The sequence below is a fragment of the Dactylosporangium sp. NPDC000244 genome (assembly GCF_040300725.1).
Classification (GTDB): domain Bacteria; phylum Actinomycetota; class Actinomycetes; order Mycobacteriales; family Micromonosporaceae; genus Dactylosporangium.
In genome coordinates, this window is the sequence record NZ_JBEPEH010000012.1 from 259,101 (window position 1) to 271,726 (window position 12,626).

Sequence of the window (12,626 nt, forward strand, 5' to 3'; positions counted from 1 at the left end):
GTCTTTTCGCATATGGTCTGCGGGTGACTGTGCGCCGCCGAGCCGTGACTGTTGTCGCCGCCGCATCCCTGCTGCTCGCCGGGTGCGCCTCGAAGACCGTGACCTTCACGCCGGCCGAGGGCCGCGCGCTGTCCGGCGGGTCCCAGCCCGCGGCCCGGGCCGGAACGTGCGTCTACTCGCCGGGAGACCCGAGCGCGACCGGCAAGGACGTCGGCACCCCGCCCGCCAGCCCGAAGACCGGCCCGGCCACGATGCGCATCGCCACCAACCTCGGCACGATCGAGATCGCCCTCGACGGCGCCAAGGCACCCTGCGCGACCGGCAGCTTCGCCTTCCTCGCGGGCAAGCACTACTTCGACGGCAGCAAGTGCCACCGGCTCACCACCGAGGGGATCTGGGTGCTGCAGTGCGGCGACCCGGCCGGCACCGGCGCCGGCGGCCCCGGCTACCAGTTCGCCGACGAGAACCTCGGCGCCCCCTACAAGCGCGGCACGGTCGCCATGGCCAACGCCGGGCCGGGCACCAACGGCAGCCAGTTCTTCTTCAACTACAAGGACAACGCGCAGATCCCGGCCTCGTACACGATGCTCGGCACCGTGACCAAGGGCATGGAGATCGTCGACCGGGTCGCCGCGGGCGGCATCGGGGTCGAGGACCCGGGCGCCGGCGGCGGGAAGCCCAAGACCGAGATCACGCTGCAGACGGTCACCGTCAGCTATCAATAGCGCCTAAGGTGGCGGCCATGCGCCTGCACTGGCCCGACTGCCGCAACGTCCGCGACCTCGGCGGGCTGCCCGCCGCCGAGGGGCGCACCGTGCGCGAGCGCGCCCTCGTGCGGGCCGACTCGCTCAACCGGCTCACCGCCGAGGGGGTCGCGGCCCTGCGCGCCTACGGGGACCTGGACGCCTACCTCCTCGCCCACGGCCGCACCGGGCGGCAGCTCGACGCCCTCCGCGCCCGGCCGGTGGGCTGATGCGCGCGGTCGTCCTCGACTTCTTCGGCACGCTCACCGACCCCGGCATCGAGGCCGGCCGGCGCGACGCGGCCTACGTCACCGCGGCCGCGCTCGGGGTGCCGGCCGAGCCGTTCTGGACCGCGATGGGGACCTCGTTCACCGAGCGCGTCACGGGCCGTCACGGCGGCACCCGCTCGATCCTGGCCGAGATGGCCCGCCGCTGCGGCGCGGAGCCGGACGAGGCGAGCCTCGATGCGGCCGTAGAGGCCCATCACGCGGGTTCGGTACCGCTCTGGCGCCCCCGCCCCGGCGCGCTCGAACTGCTCGCCGACCTGCGCCGGCGGGGGCTGCGCCTCGGGGTGCTCAGCGACTGCGGGGCCGAGCTGTGCCAGGGGTGGGCCGGGACGCCGTACGCGCCGCTCATCGACGCCACCGTGTTCTCGTGGGAGGAGGGCGCCCGCAAGCCGGAGCCGCGGCTGTACGCCACCGCCGCGCGGCGGCTCGGGGTGGCGCCGGGGGAGTGCTGGTACGTCGGCGACGGCGGCAGCCGCGAGCTGCAGGGCGCCCGGGCGGCGGGCATGCGCCCGGTGCTCGTGACGAACGCGGGCTACCCGGGCGCGGCCGCGCACCGCGACGACCCGGACTCGTTCGTGCCCGCGGACACCGTCGAGGACCTCGAGGGCCTGCGGTCACTCGTGCTGCAGGCGGCTCGCTAGCTCGGCGGCCCGCTCGGCGAAGGCGCGCCACGGCGGCGGGGTCGCGGTGAGGTACTTGCGCGCCAGCACCGGCGTCGACGGGCGCTGGGTCCACTCGTCGAGCCGCCCCTCCCGCACCCGGAACAGCACCAGGATCCCGTCGGCGAACCCGGCCGCGCGCAGCTCGGCGGGCTCCAGGGTCGCCGTGCGCTGCGGGCTGACGATCCAGTCCAGGGCCTCCAGCTCCTCGTGGATCTCGGCGGCCAGCTCGAACGAGAGGTTCGCCGACGCCTTCTCGCGCAGCGCGACGAGGTCGGCCCGCGCCAGGTCCAGCTCCGCCGGGTCGCGCTCGAGGATGGCGCGGATCGAGGCGGCCAGGGCGTCGCGGTCCCCGGGGGTCACGCCCCGGGCGGCGGCCATGTCCCGCTCCGCGCCGGTCAGCCGCGCCCCGGTGTAGGCCAGCGGCCGGATGCGGTGCAGTGCCGAGACGGCGTTGCGGGCTCGCGCGCCGCCGAGGTACGGGCCGAAGCAGCCAGGCCTCGGGGTGTACAGAATCCGCAGCCCCGGCGCGTGGAGACCGTCGTCGAGTCCGATGTGGACGGTGGACTCCTGCCCGTCGCGGGCCCGGTTCCAGCGCGGCTTGCGCCGGCGCAGCAGGTTGCGCTCCAGCCACGCGGCCTCGTGCACCGAGTCGCACACGACCGCCTCGACGGCCGCGACGAGCGGGACCATCCGGCGCAGGCGGGGCCGGTCGCGCAGGTCCGACCAGTAGGACGCCACCCGGGCGCGCAGCGACGTGGCCCGGCCGATGTAGAGCACCTTGCCGTCGGCGTCGCGGAAGCGGTACACGCCTGGCGCGGACGGCAGCCGGCGAACCACGGCGGGCATGGACATTCTCCGTAGTATGGTCGATATGCTGCTGCGCCGGTACTTCCGGGGCCCGCACGTGAGCTGGGCCCAGGCCGTCCACCCGGTCGCCGACGACGAGCGGGGCCTGCTGGTCTGGCTCCCGGCCGGCGCGGGCTTCGCCTGCCGCGCCGAGCCCGACGGCACCCCGCTGCGCGGCGCCCCGGCCATCGAGGACTACGGCGCCGCCCCGCTGCACCGCCGCACCTGGGCCGACCGCGGCGACTTCCCGTTCGACGGCACCTGGCAGGACTTCCGCCCCGATCCGTCCTGGCCCATGCCAAATCTCCCCCCGAATCTCCTGTAACGGCCGTTTCGGCCATCCTCGAGCCGCGATCGGGTTACTTTGATGGTCTCTGCACCATTGGTTGGCACGGGGCATAGGTCAATGACGCTCAAAAAGACTCTGCAGTTCGCCGCCGTCATCTTCCTCGTCTGGTTCGTGGCGTTCCGCCCGGACGCGGCCGCGAAGGTGGCGCGCGGCATCGGCGCGCTGATCGCCCAGCTGGGCACCGGCTTCGGCGACTTCTTCACGCGCGTGATCGGCTGACAATTCGCATCTCCCCTCCCGACGCTTACCGCACACTCCGCCCGAGTCCCGCCCGCGCCGTCCGTCCCGAACCAGGGACGGACGCCGCACCCTGCCCCGGCAAATGGCTCCACGCCCAGCGCTGCGGTCGGTCCCGCCGCGCCGCGTGTTCGCGGCTGCGTGGTCTGCGGCAGGTCCGGCGCTCGACGGTGGACGGTCCCCGCCGCGCCCGATGCACGGCCGCTACGGCTGGCGTACCGTGCTCGGCTGGCCGCGCGCCGCGTTCGCGGCTACCACGTTCGCGGGCGCGACCGCGCTGGCGATCGGCACCCTGACACTGCACGACTCCACCGCGAGGTACGCGGCGGTCATCCTGCTCATCGGGGTGTGCGGGCTCGCGGCCGGCGTTGTCGTCCAGCTGCGCCATGTCCTGACGCACCCGGTCGTGGCCGACGACGAGGTCTCGCTGACCGCCGACGTCATGATGCGGGTCGACGACGCCCGAGCCGGCGCCGCGCCGACCGCGGTGTGGTCGGTGTGGTCGCTGCCGGTGGTGTCGGTGTTCAGTACCGCCTTCGGCTGGTGGAACGCCGCCTGGCTCGCCTTCATCGTCCTGAGCGTCATCGCGCAGGCCCTGATCGAGGCGCGGACCGAGCGGAGCGCCATGGTGGCGCGGCACGTCGTGAGCGCCCCGTGAGCCGAATGATCGTCATCGACGCGGCCTCGCCCGTCCCGCCGTTCGAGCAGTTGCGTGCTCAGCTCGCCCGGCAGATCCAGGACCACACGGTCGCCGTGGGCAGCCGGCTCCCGACGATCCGTCGTCTGGCCGCGGACCTCGGCTTGGCCGTCAACACGGTCGGCCGGGCCTACCGGGAGCTGGAGGAGGCCGGGTTGATCGAGACCGGCGGATCAGCCGGCACGTTCGTGTCCGCGGCCGGCGAGCAGGGACGCGAACGCGCGAGCCGCGCCGCCGCCGAGTACGCCGCCGTCATCGCCAGCGTCGGCATCGACACCGGCGAGGCCATCCGCATCGTCAAAGCGGCGCTGACCCAGGGCATCGCGGTATCCCCCGCCATACGCGACCCGAAAGAAGCATGACATGGCCGTCCCCCACAGCCTCCCCCAGCGCGTCTTCCTGCTGGCCTACGACCCGGACAAGGGCAGGGTCGGCCTGGGCACCAACCTGGGCGCCATGCTGCGCGCCGCGGCCCACGCCGACCTCTACCGGGGCGGCCACCTCACCGACGAACGCGGCCGCGCCGCCGTCGGCGTCCGGCACCCCTGCCGCGACCCCGTTCTCGGGCTGTTCCCCACCACCAGGGTGACCATCCGCGACCCCCGTGCCCGCACAGAACTCCTCGACCGGGTCGGCACCGCACTGCACGAACCCATCGGCGGCATCGACCCCGCCGACGCCGCCCTCGTGGCCATTCTTGCCGCCGGCGACCTCAGGCTCGTCCTCGACCGGAAGACCGGACGCGCCGGCAAAGCGCGCATCCAGGAACTCACCAGGCTGAGCGGACCGATCGGCCCCGCCCTGCACAACTCGATCCGGGCCGCTGCGATCGGTGAGTTGTAGTCGTCACCGCGATGCTGTTTTCCGGGAACCCATCCGCAGCACCCTGCGCCGGCGGGATCGGGTCTCGTCAACGACGATGATCTGTGGAGCCGTCTGCGGGGCGACGGCGGAACGTGGTCAGCGAGCGCAGCGGATTGATTTTCACCGCGGCGATGGCGGCAAGGGCGAAGGCCGCAAGGATCAGCAAGCTGCGGACGCGCGGAGACCAGAGATCCAGCCGGACGCCGAGGTAACCGACGACCTGGGTCAGGAAGAAGCCGCTGAGGAGGACGTACGCCACGCCGAGCCTGCGGACCTGCGCGGGTCCCGTGACGCGATCACCCGGGATCTTGCCGGTTGCCAGGATGTAGCAGCCAACGCAGAGCAGGCCCAGGCCCATGGCCGCCGAAACGACATAGATGCCACCCATGATGCCCACACCGAAACACTATCCGGCAGCGGCAACGGAAGCCGGACGGGGCCGTCGCGGCGCAACCAGCGACGACCCCGTGCCCGAACCAACGTCGAACCGCAACGGCCGACGAACCGCCCCCAACGACGGCCCCGGGCCAGAGGGCGCACCGGCCCCCGGCCCCGGCCCCCGGAGGGAGGAGAGCGGTCAGACCAGCTTCCGAATGTCCCCGTACGCCCGGTAGAAGCCGCCCCGGGCGGACTCGCGGATCGACGGCACCACGTAGCGGGCGCCCGGCTCGCGGATGCCCTTCGGGAACTGGACCTGCCAGTCCGAGTGGTAGCCCGCGGAGACGACGCGGATGCGAAGGCGCGAGCCCTCCTGCACGCACTCGACCACGACACCGTCGGCTGGGTCGTGGGCGACCTCGACCGTGGTCGACGGGGCCACGCTCGTCATCGCCGCCGGTGCCTTCACGTCGACGAACTCGGGCACGACGCCCTGCTCCGCCGAGCGCACCGCCGCCTCGCTCGCGTCGATGCAGGCCAGCGAGCCGTCGGTCGTGACGATGTAGAGCTTCTCGTCGTGATACTGCATCGAATAGGCGCTGCCGCAGCCCGTGCCCAGCTTCCACAGCCGCGTCCCGTCGGCGGCGAAGCAGTAGACCGAGGAGCGGTAGTCGCCGGCGAAGACATAGCGGCCGTCGGGCGCGGTGGCGCAGGAGAAGATCGTGTCGTCGCAGCGGTAGGTGACGCCGGCGCGGCCGTCCTTGAAGAACTGCAGCACCGAGTTGGAGGACATGCCGGCGTAGACGGCGTCGGACTCCTGCCAGCCGAAGAGGACCGCGCCCGTCGTCGGCTGGTGCCACAGCTCGTCGCCGGTGCGCCAGTCGTAGCTGGTCACGCCGCGGCCGTGGCCGTGGTGCACGGCTTCGGCGTCGCAGCGCACCATCCAGCCGGCCGCGCCCCGGCCCTGGCGGCGCCACAGGAACTCGTCCTCGTGGTCGATGGTGCACACGCCGCCCTTGGCGTCGGACACGCCCAGGATGCCGTCGTGGATGTCGAGCCAGTAGATGTCGATGTCGGGCGCGATCGCGTAGGCCAGCCGCGGCACCTTGCCGGACAGGTCGTAGACGTTGCCGTCGTCGCACCCGGCGTAGATCCAGGCGTCGTCGGCGACGATGCACTTCACGCCGTCGGGCAGCTGGAACTGCCGCTGGACGGTGGCGTCGTGCTGCAGGACGGTGATCGTGCCCTTCTCGTTGCCGACCATGCACACGTCGTCGTCGATGAAGATGCCGAAGGCGGGCGCGCCCGAGCGGTATTTCCACAGCACCGGCGCGGTCTTCGCGGTCGAGCGCTGCGACACGATCACGCGCCGGGTCACCGACCGCGGCGCGCGCTGGCCCGGCACCGCGGGCGCGTAGCCCTTGCGGACCTTCTCGCCGATCTTCTTGGCCGCGTCCGCCTTCGCCTTCGCCTCGTCGGCGTAGGTCTTCGTCTGCGTCTGCCCGGCGTCGCCGATGCGCCCGTAGCGGACCTGCATCTGTGCGCCGTCGACGGTGACCTCGTAGAACTTGTGCGCGCTCCCGGAGTCCTCGGACAGTTCCAGATAGGTCGTCTGCGGCATCGGCCCGAGCCTTTCTCACGTGTGAGGGGGTCGGCGACAGCGTAGCGACGCGGTACGACAAAAAATCGCGTGCCTCGGCCGGTACAGTGGAAACGCCAGGTCATCAGGGATCGAGGAGGAAACATGCGCGCACGTGTCACGTCCCGGCCGCTGTCCACCTCGCCCGTGAAGGACCTGACACGTCTTGAGCATCCTCAACCTCGGCATCGTCGCGCACGTCGACGCCGGTAAGACCAGCCTCACCGAGCGCCTCCTGTTCGACGCCGGCGTGATCGCCCGCCTCGGCAGCGTCGACGCCGGCAGCACGCAGACCGACTCGCTCGACCAGGAACGCCGACGCGGCATCACGATCAAGACCGCCGTCGCCACGTTCGGTATCGGCGCGCTCACCGTCAACCTCATCGACACGCCCGGCCACCCCGACTTCATCGCCGAGGTGGAGCGGGCGCTGCGCGTGCTCGACGGCGCCGTGCTCGTCGTCTCCGCGGTCGAGGGGGTGCAGGCCCAGACCAGGGTGCTGCTGCGCACCCTGCGCCGCCTGCGCGTGCCGACGCTCGTGTTCGTTAACAAGATCGACCGCGCCGGCGCCGACCCCGACCGCGTGATCGGGCAGATCGCCGGCGCGGTCCCGATGTGGCGCGAGCACGAGGAGCAACTGGCCGAGGCGGACGACGAGGCGCTGGCCGCCTATCTGCACGACCGGAAGATCGACGTCGGCCGGCTCACCGCGCAGGCCCGGGTCATGCCGGCGTACCAGGGCTCGGCCATCACGGGAGCGGGCATCGAGCGGCTCACCGGGGCCATCGCGGAGCACCTGCCGAAGGCCCCGCAGGACGCGGGCGCCCCGCTGCGGGCCACCGTGTTCAAGATCGACCGGGATCGCGCCGCCTACGTGCGCGTGCACGCCGGCACGCTGCGGGTCAGGGACCGGATCGGCGACGAGAAGGTCACCGCGATCGACGGCCGCGACCGGCTCGGCCCGGGCGAGATCGGCCGCGTCCACGGCCTGCGCCGCGTCCGGCTGGGCGACACCATCGGTGGCGGACAGGCGCACCCGGCCCAGGTCTTCGCCCCGCCCACGCTGGAGGCGACGGTCGAGCCGGACGACCCCGCCCGCCGGCAGGACCTGCACCGCGCCCTGCAACAGCTCGCCGGCCAGGACCCGCTCATCGACCTGCGCCTCGACGAGGAGCGCGGCGAGCTCAAGGTGTCGCTGTACGGCGAGGTCCAGCGCGAGGTCATCCGCGACACGCTCGCCGAGGACTTCGGGCTGGCGGTCGGCTTCGGCGAGACCGTCACGCTGCACCTGGAGCGCCCGCGCGGCCGGGGCCGCGCCGGGGTCGTCCGCGGGCGCGACGGCAATCCCTTCCCGGCGACGCTGGAACTGCTCGTGGAGCCGGGCGAGGGTGTGCAGGTCGCGATCGCGGTGCCGGTCGAGCACGTGCCGATGTACGTGTACAAAACCCTCCAGCACTTCCATGAGGCGATCGAGCGCTATGTCCGCGACGCCTTCGCCCGCGGCGGCCGGCACGGCTGGGACGTCGGCGACGTGCGGGTGACGGTCACGCGGTGCGGGTACGAGGCCCCGAACACCACCGCCGCCGACTTCCGCAAGCTCGTCCCCCAGCTGCTCACCCGGGCCCTGGCCGACGCCGGGACGGTGGTCTGCGAGCCGGTGCACCGCTTCGCGATCGAGGGCCCCGCGAACGCGCTCACGGCCACCCTGGCCGCGCTGCCCCGCTTCGGCGCGGTGCCCGAGGCGCCGGAGGCGGGTCCGGCCCGGTTCACCGCCGCGGGCACGATCCCGGCGGCGCGCCTGGCCGAGCTGGAGCGGGCCCTGCCAGGGCTCACGCACGGGGAGGGCACCGTCGAGGCGGGCTTCGACGGGTGGCGTCCGGTGGCGGGCTGAATAATGGTCCGGTGCTGCATCTGAGGGTCATCAGTCCGCCGGACGAGACCGAGCGGGTCGTCGGGCTGCTCACGGCCGAGGCCGGGGCCACGAACGTCGTCGTGCTCGCCGGGGCGGCCCGCGAACCGGCCGGCGACCTCGTGCTCGCCGACGTGGTGCGCGAGGCCGGCAGCCCGGTGCTCGAGGCGCTGCGCGGGCTCGGGCTGCACGAGCGCGGCTCGATCGCCATCGAGACCGTCGACGTGGCGCTGTCCCGCGGCGCACGGATGGCCGCCGCCGCCGCACCCGGGCTCGCCGGCGACGCCGTCGTGTGGGACGAGATCGAGCAGAAGACCGGCGCCGAGGCCGAGCTGTCCGGCACGTTCCTGGCGATGCTCGCGATCGCGACCGTCATCGCCGGCATCGGGGTGATGCTGGACCAGCCGATCCTCATCGTCGGGGCGATGGTCGTCGGGCCCGAGTTCGGCCCGCTCGCCGCGCTCTGCGTGGGGATCGTGCGCCGCCGCGGCCGCTCGGCGCGCCGGGCGCTGCTCGCCCTCGGGGTCGGCTTCCCCCTCGGCATCGTGGTGACGATCCTGACCACGCTGGGGCTGGACGCGCTGGGCCTCGTCGACAAGGAGATGCTGCTGCGGGACCGGCCGCTGACCGACTTCATCTGGCGGCCCGACGCGCTGTCGTGGGTCGTCGGGTTCTTCGCCGGGATCGCCGGGATGCTGTCGCTGACCTCGGCCAAGGCCGGGCCGCTCATCGGGGTGCTCATCTCGGTCACGACGGTGCCGGCGGCGGCGAACATCGCGGTCGCGCTCGCCTACGGGATTCCCCACGAGGCCGGCGGCTCCGCGCTGCAGCTGCTGATCAACCTGGCCGCGATCGTCACCGCCGGGGTGGCGACGCTGCTCGTGCTGCGGAGCCTGTGGCGCCGTGCCTGACCTTCGTGAGGCGCTCGACGCGCTGCTGCAAGACGTGCCCCCGGCCCGGCTCACCGAGTCGGTGCGGCGGCTCATCGAGGACTATCGCAGCGGCCGGCCCGCCGGCGAGCCGCTGATCCGCAACATGGTCGACGCGACCGCCTACGCCGCGTACCGCATGCCGGCCACGCACGCCGCGGTCAGCGCCGCGCTCGCCCAGCTGCCGCCGATCGAGCCACGGTCCCACACCGACCTCGGCGGCGGTACCGGTGCGGCGGCCTGGGCGGTCCGGGACGCCTACGGCCCCATCCCGGCCACGGTGCTGGACCAGGTGCCGGAGGCGCTGAAGCTCGGCGCCCGCATCGCCCGCGACCAGGACTTCCGGTGGCAGCCGTGGCAGCTCGGGGAGCCGGTGCCCGCCGCCGGCCTGGTGACCGCGTCCTACGTGCTCACCGAGCTGGACGAGGAGGATCAGCGCACGCTCGTGGCCCAGGCGGCCGCGGCGGCGACGACGGCCGTGGTGCTCGTCGAGCCGGGGACGCCGCCGGGGTACCGCCGGATGCTCGCCGCCCGCGACCAGCTGATCGAGGCCGGGTGGCACATCGCCGCCCCCTGCCCGCACCAGCTGGCGTGCGGGATGACGGGCAAGGACTGGTGCCACTTCGCCGCCCGGGTGAACCGCTCGGCGCTGCACCGGCGGCTCAAGGACGCCAGCCTCGGGTACGAGGACGAGAAGTACAGCTTCGTGGCGGCCCTCAAAGCCCCGGCGGGAGCGCCCGGCCGCGTCGTGCGGCACCCGGTGTTCCGCAAGGGGCTCGTCACCCTCCAGGTGTGCCGGCCCGACACGAGCGTCGGGCCGGTCCTGGTGCCCAAGCGGGAGGGCCCGCTGTACAAGGCGGCCAGGGACGCCGAATGGGGCGATCCCTGGCCGCCGGGCGACTAGGTAGGACTGACTCAGGTCTGGTCGGCCACGAAGGTCGAGACCCAGGCCAGGGACGCGTTCCAGTTGATGGTCAGCTCGTTCGTCGACCACGACATGATGTCGTCCATGTAGCACAGCTGCGGCTTGCAGCCGCGCAGCGCGTTGCCCGCGACCTCGTCCTGCAGGTTCGAGTTCGGGCCGCCGGCGAGGGTGCCGCGCGGCGGGCTGGGCAGCTTCGGGTCGAGCTGGTGGGCGTACCAGCGGCTGTGCTGGTTCTTCGACGCCTTCTCGCCGTAGCCGGTGACGTAGGACTGGTTCAGCGCGTTGCGGCCGAGGATGTAGTCCATCCCGGACAGCACGCCGTCGCGGTACTTCGCCTTCCCGGTCAGGTCGAACGCGGTGCCGACGACCGCCAGGTTGTTGAGGATCTGGCTGTTGGAGCCCCAGTCGTAGCCGGCCGGGGGCGCGTACGGCTGCCCGTAGGCCTGGCCGTCCATGGTCTTGAGCTGCCGGTCGGCGCCGTCGATCACGGACTGGCGCACCCGGTCCCGGTCGGGGAGCTTGTTGTCGATGCTCGCGAGGTCGAGCCGGCCCAGGGCCGCGGTCGCGCGCCAGTCGAACGCCGAGGCGAACACGTCGGCCTTGTGCAGGGGCGAGCTGGTGACCGCGGTGGAGTACTCCTTGTCGCCGGTCGTGATGAACAGCTCGGCCGCGGCCCAGTAGAACTCGTCGCTGACGTCGGTGTCGCCGTACGCGCCGCCGCCGGTCGAGTCCGAGTCCGGCGCGTACATGGTCGGGTGGGCCACCGCCGCGGCGTACGCGGTCTTGGCCGCGTTCAGCAGCTTCTCCGAGTACGCCTTGTCGTACGGCGCGAAGACCCGCGCGCCCTGCGCGGCCGCGGCGGCGAGGTTCAGGGTCGCGGCGGTCGACGGGGCGTGCAGCTGCCGCTGCTGGTCGTCGGCGGCCGGGTCGGTCGGCAGCGCGGTCCAGCCGGCGTCGTGCACCTTGTGGTGGGCCATGCCGGCGAGCGGCTGCCCGGCCGGGACCTGCATCTTCGTGAGGAAGTCGAGCTCCCAGCGGGCCTCGGCGAGCACGTCCGGGGTCTTGCCGCCGTGCTCGGGCAGGCGCAGGGCGCGGGCCTCGGCCGCCTTGGGGGAGCGCTCGTACGAGCTCATGAGCTGCGCGACGGAGATCCCGCCGTTCACGACGTACTTGCCCTGGTCGCCGGCGTCGTACCAGCCGCCGGTGACGTCCAGGCTGTAGTCGCAGACGCCCGGCTGGCACGGCACCTTGGAGTCCCCGCCGTTGGGGCTGTCCGCGGCGTGCCCGGCCTTGCGGCCGTAGCCGGGCGCGATGGCGTTGTCGATGGCTGTGCCGCTGCGCTGCGGGTAGTAGAACGACAGCGCGTCGATGCTGAGCTGGCGGTACGCCTTCGGGTCCAGGTCGAACGGGAGGCTGGCCTTGCCGTCGACCTCGAGCGTGTAGGTGTCCCCGGTGCCACGGTAGGCACTGAAGTCCACGACGTGCGTGTTCTGCCCCGAGCTCGGGTCGAGGCCGCGGGGCTCGGACTCGCCGGAGGCGACGACCTTGCCGGCGTTGTCCTTGAGCTGCCACGGCAGCGGCTTGTCGGAGTCGGAGATGACGGTGGCCCGCTTCGGGCCGTCCGGCAGGTAGCCGACCTGGTTCACGCGGACGGGCGTGTCCGGGATGTGGTCCGGGGTGGCCGGGAACGCGTAGGCGCTGTCGGCACCGACGCTGCCGGGCAGGCCACCGCCGTCGCGGCTCGAGAACACGATGGGCAGCGTGACGGCGGGCACGGCGACGATGACGGCCACGGCGGCCAGGCGGGCACGGCGGGACTGCAAAAAGGCGGGCAGGCGCACGGGACTCCTTCCGGTCGGGGGTTTCCGGTGAACCTAGTCATCACCAAGAACCTCGAACCGGACAATTCGCCATGGATGTGAGCCCGGCCACTCATATGCGCCCGCAATGGCACAAACACCCCTACCGCTGCAGTACTCCATTTGTGCAGGTCGGCCGGTCTACGCGACGGGTATACACACCATGTATACCTGTCGTGTAGAGTCCCGGGCATGTCGATGACCCCACTGCTGTCCGCCGAGGACCTGCACAAGTCGTTCGGGTCCACCGCCGCGCTCGCCGGGGCCTCGATGTCGGTCGCGGCCGGGGAGATCGTCGCCGT

15 protein-coding genes are annotated in these 12,626 nt (G+C 72.8%); 11 read left to right on the forward strand and 4 right to left on the reverse strand.

Features of this window, described 5'->3' with window-relative positions:
* Positions 1 to 23 precede the first annotated feature (23 nt).
* The 3 genes from ABT369_RS19425 to ABT369_RS19435 are packed head-to-tail and all read left to right on the forward strand — an operon-like array spanning position 24 to position 1,671.
* Positions 24 to 725: a peptidylprolyl isomerase gene (locus ABT369_RS19425; protein WP_350613651.1), complete on the forward strand. Its 702-nt coding sequence runs from the start codon at positions 24 to 26 to the stop codon at positions 723 to 725.
* A gap of 17 nt (positions 726 to 742) precedes the next feature.
* Complete coding sequence (locus ABT369_RS19430; RefSeq protein WP_350613653.1) at positions 743 to 973, forward strand: tyrosine-protein phosphatase; 231 nt, start codon at positions 743 to 745, stop codon at positions 971 to 973.
* Positions 973 to 1,671 (forward strand): HAD family hydrolase, encoded by a 699-nt coding sequence (locus tag ABT369_RS19435; protein ID WP_350613654.1) that lies wholly within the window; start codon positions 973 to 975, stop codon positions 1,669 to 1,671. The genes ABT369_RS19430 and ABT369_RS19435 overlap by 1 nt, the downstream gene beginning before the upstream one ends.
* Here the strand turns inward: ABT369_RS19435 and ABT369_RS19440 are convergent.
* A complete protein-coding gene (locus ABT369_RS19440) occupies positions 1,645 to 2,538 on the reverse strand; it encodes a GIY-YIG nuclease family protein (protein ID WP_350613656.1) in 894 nt (297 codons plus the stop codon). The genes ABT369_RS19435 and ABT369_RS19440 overlap by 27 nt on opposite strands.
* A gap of 16 nt (positions 2,539 to 2,554) precedes the next feature.
* Between ABT369_RS19440 and ABT369_RS19445 the strand changes: the two genes are divergently transcribed.
* The 5 genes from ABT369_RS19445 (at position 2,555) to ABT369_RS19465 (ending at position 4,664) form a co-directional block, all read left to right on the forward strand.
* On the forward strand, positions 2,555 to 2,863 hold the full coding sequence (locus tag ABT369_RS19445) for a hypothetical protein (protein WP_350613658.1): 309 nt from the start codon (positions 2,555 to 2,557) through the stop codon (positions 2,861 to 2,863).
* An 81-nt stretch (positions 2,864 to 2,944) separates the two neighbouring features.
* Entirely contained in the window at positions 2,945 to 3,106 is a 162-nt protein-coding gene (locus tag ABT369_RS19450; RefSeq protein ID WP_350613659.1) for a hypothetical protein, read from the forward strand.
* A 211-nt stretch (positions 3,107 to 3,317) separates the two neighbouring features.
* Positions 3,318 to 3,782, forward strand: coding sequence for a hypothetical protein (locus ABT369_RS19455; protein ID WP_350613660.1), 465 nt, complete (start codon positions 3,318 to 3,320; stop codon positions 3,780 to 3,782).
* A 5-nt stretch (positions 3,783 to 3,787) separates the two neighbouring features.
* Entirely contained in the window at positions 3,788 to 4,183 is a 396-nt protein-coding gene (locus ABT369_RS19460) for a GntR family transcriptional regulator (protein WP_350613687.1), read from the forward strand.
* Position 4,184: 1 nt separating this feature from the next.
* Positions 4,185 to 4,664 (forward strand): GPP34 family phosphoprotein, encoded by a 480-nt coding sequence (locus tag ABT369_RS19465; protein WP_350613662.1) that lies wholly within the window; start codon positions 4,185 to 4,187, stop codon positions 4,662 to 4,664.
* 67 nt (positions 4,665 to 4,731) lie between these two features.
* On the opposite strand, the gene ABT369_RS19470 is transcribed toward ABT369_RS19465, so the two are convergent.
* Positions 4,732 to 5,082, reverse strand: coding sequence for a hypothetical protein (locus ABT369_RS19470; protein WP_350613664.1), 351 nt, complete (start codon positions 5,080 to 5,082; stop codon positions 4,732 to 4,734).
* A gap of 180 nt (positions 5,083 to 5,262) precedes the next feature.
* Positions 5,263 to 6,684, reverse strand: a complete 1,422-nt coding sequence (locus ABT369_RS19475; protein ID WP_350613666.1) for a WGR domain-containing protein — start codon at positions 6,682 to 6,684, stop codon at positions 5,263 to 5,265.
* 184 nt (positions 6,685 to 6,868) lie between these two features.
* On the opposite strand from ABT369_RS19475, the gene ABT369_RS19480 reads away from it, so the two are divergent.
* From ABT369_RS19480 to ABT369_RS19490, 3 genes are read left to right on the forward strand one after another with little or no spacing between them, the layout of a single operon-like run.
* Positions 6,869 to 8,593 carry a GTP-binding protein gene (locus tag ABT369_RS19480; protein WP_350613667.1) on the forward strand — a complete coding sequence of 575 codons (1,725 nt, stop codon included), beginning with the start codon at positions 6,869 to 6,871 and terminating at the stop codon, positions 8,591 to 8,593.
* A gap of 11 nt (positions 8,594 to 8,604) precedes the next feature.
* A complete protein-coding gene (locus tag ABT369_RS19485) occupies positions 8,605 to 9,522 on the forward strand; it encodes a DUF389 domain-containing protein (RefSeq protein ID WP_350613669.1) in 918 nt (305 codons plus the stop codon).
* Positions 9,515 to 10,444: a small ribosomal subunit Rsm22 family protein gene (locus tag ABT369_RS19490; protein ID WP_350613671.1), complete on the forward strand. Its 930-nt coding sequence runs from the start codon at positions 9,515 to 9,517 to the stop codon at positions 10,442 to 10,444. The genes ABT369_RS19485 and ABT369_RS19490 overlap by 8 nt, the downstream gene beginning before the upstream one ends.
* 11 nt (positions 10,445 to 10,455) lie before the next feature.
* On the opposite strand, the gene ABT369_RS19495 is transcribed toward ABT369_RS19490, so the two are convergent.
* Complete coding sequence (locus ABT369_RS19495; protein ID WP_350613673.1) at positions 10,456 to 12,306, reverse strand: glycoside hydrolase family 9 protein; 1,851 nt, start codon at positions 12,304 to 12,306, stop codon at positions 10,456 to 10,458.
* Between the last annotated feature and the right edge of the window lie 320 nt (positions 12,307 to 12,626).

What these genes read in the sequence shown, in the direction of transcription:
- ABT369_RS19430 (WP_350613653.1), top strand. Translation starts at nt 743, where the DNA reads ATGCGCCTGCACTGGCCCGACTGCCGCAACGTCCGCGACCTCGGCGGG.
- ABT369_RS19435 (WP_350613654.1), top strand. Translation starts at nt 973, where the DNA reads ATGCGCGCGGTCGTCCTCGACTTCTTCGGCACGCTCACCGACCCCGGC.
- ABT369_RS19440 (WP_350613656.1), bottom strand. Translation starts at nt 2,538, where the DNA reads ATGCCCGCCGTGGTTCGCCGGCTGCCGTCCGCGCCAGGCGTGTACCGC.
- ABT369_RS19445 (WP_350613658.1), top strand. Translation starts at nt 2,555, where the DNA reads ATGGTCGATATGCTGCTGCGCCGGTACTTCCGGGGCCCGCACGTGAGC.
- ABT369_RS19450 (WP_350613659.1), top strand. Translation starts at nt 2,945, where the DNA reads ATGACGCTCAAAAAGACTCTGCAGTTCGCCGCCGTCATCTTCCTCGTC.
- ABT369_RS19455 (WP_350613660.1), top strand. Translation starts at nt 3,318, where the DNA reads ATGCACGGCCGCTACGGCTGGCGTACCGTGCTCGGCTGGCCGCGCGCC.
- ABT369_RS19460 (WP_350613687.1), top strand. Translation starts at nt 3,788, where the DNA reads ATGATCGTCATCGACGCGGCCTCGCCCGTCCCGCCGTTCGAGCAGTTG.
- ABT369_RS19465 (WP_350613662.1), top strand. Translation starts at nt 4,185, where the DNA reads ATGGCCGTCCCCCACAGCCTCCCCCAGCGCGTCTTCCTGCTGGCCTAC.
- ABT369_RS19475 (WP_350613666.1), bottom strand. Translation starts at nt 6,684, where the DNA reads ATGCCGCAGACGACCTATCTGGAACTGTCCGAGGACTCCGGGAGCGCG.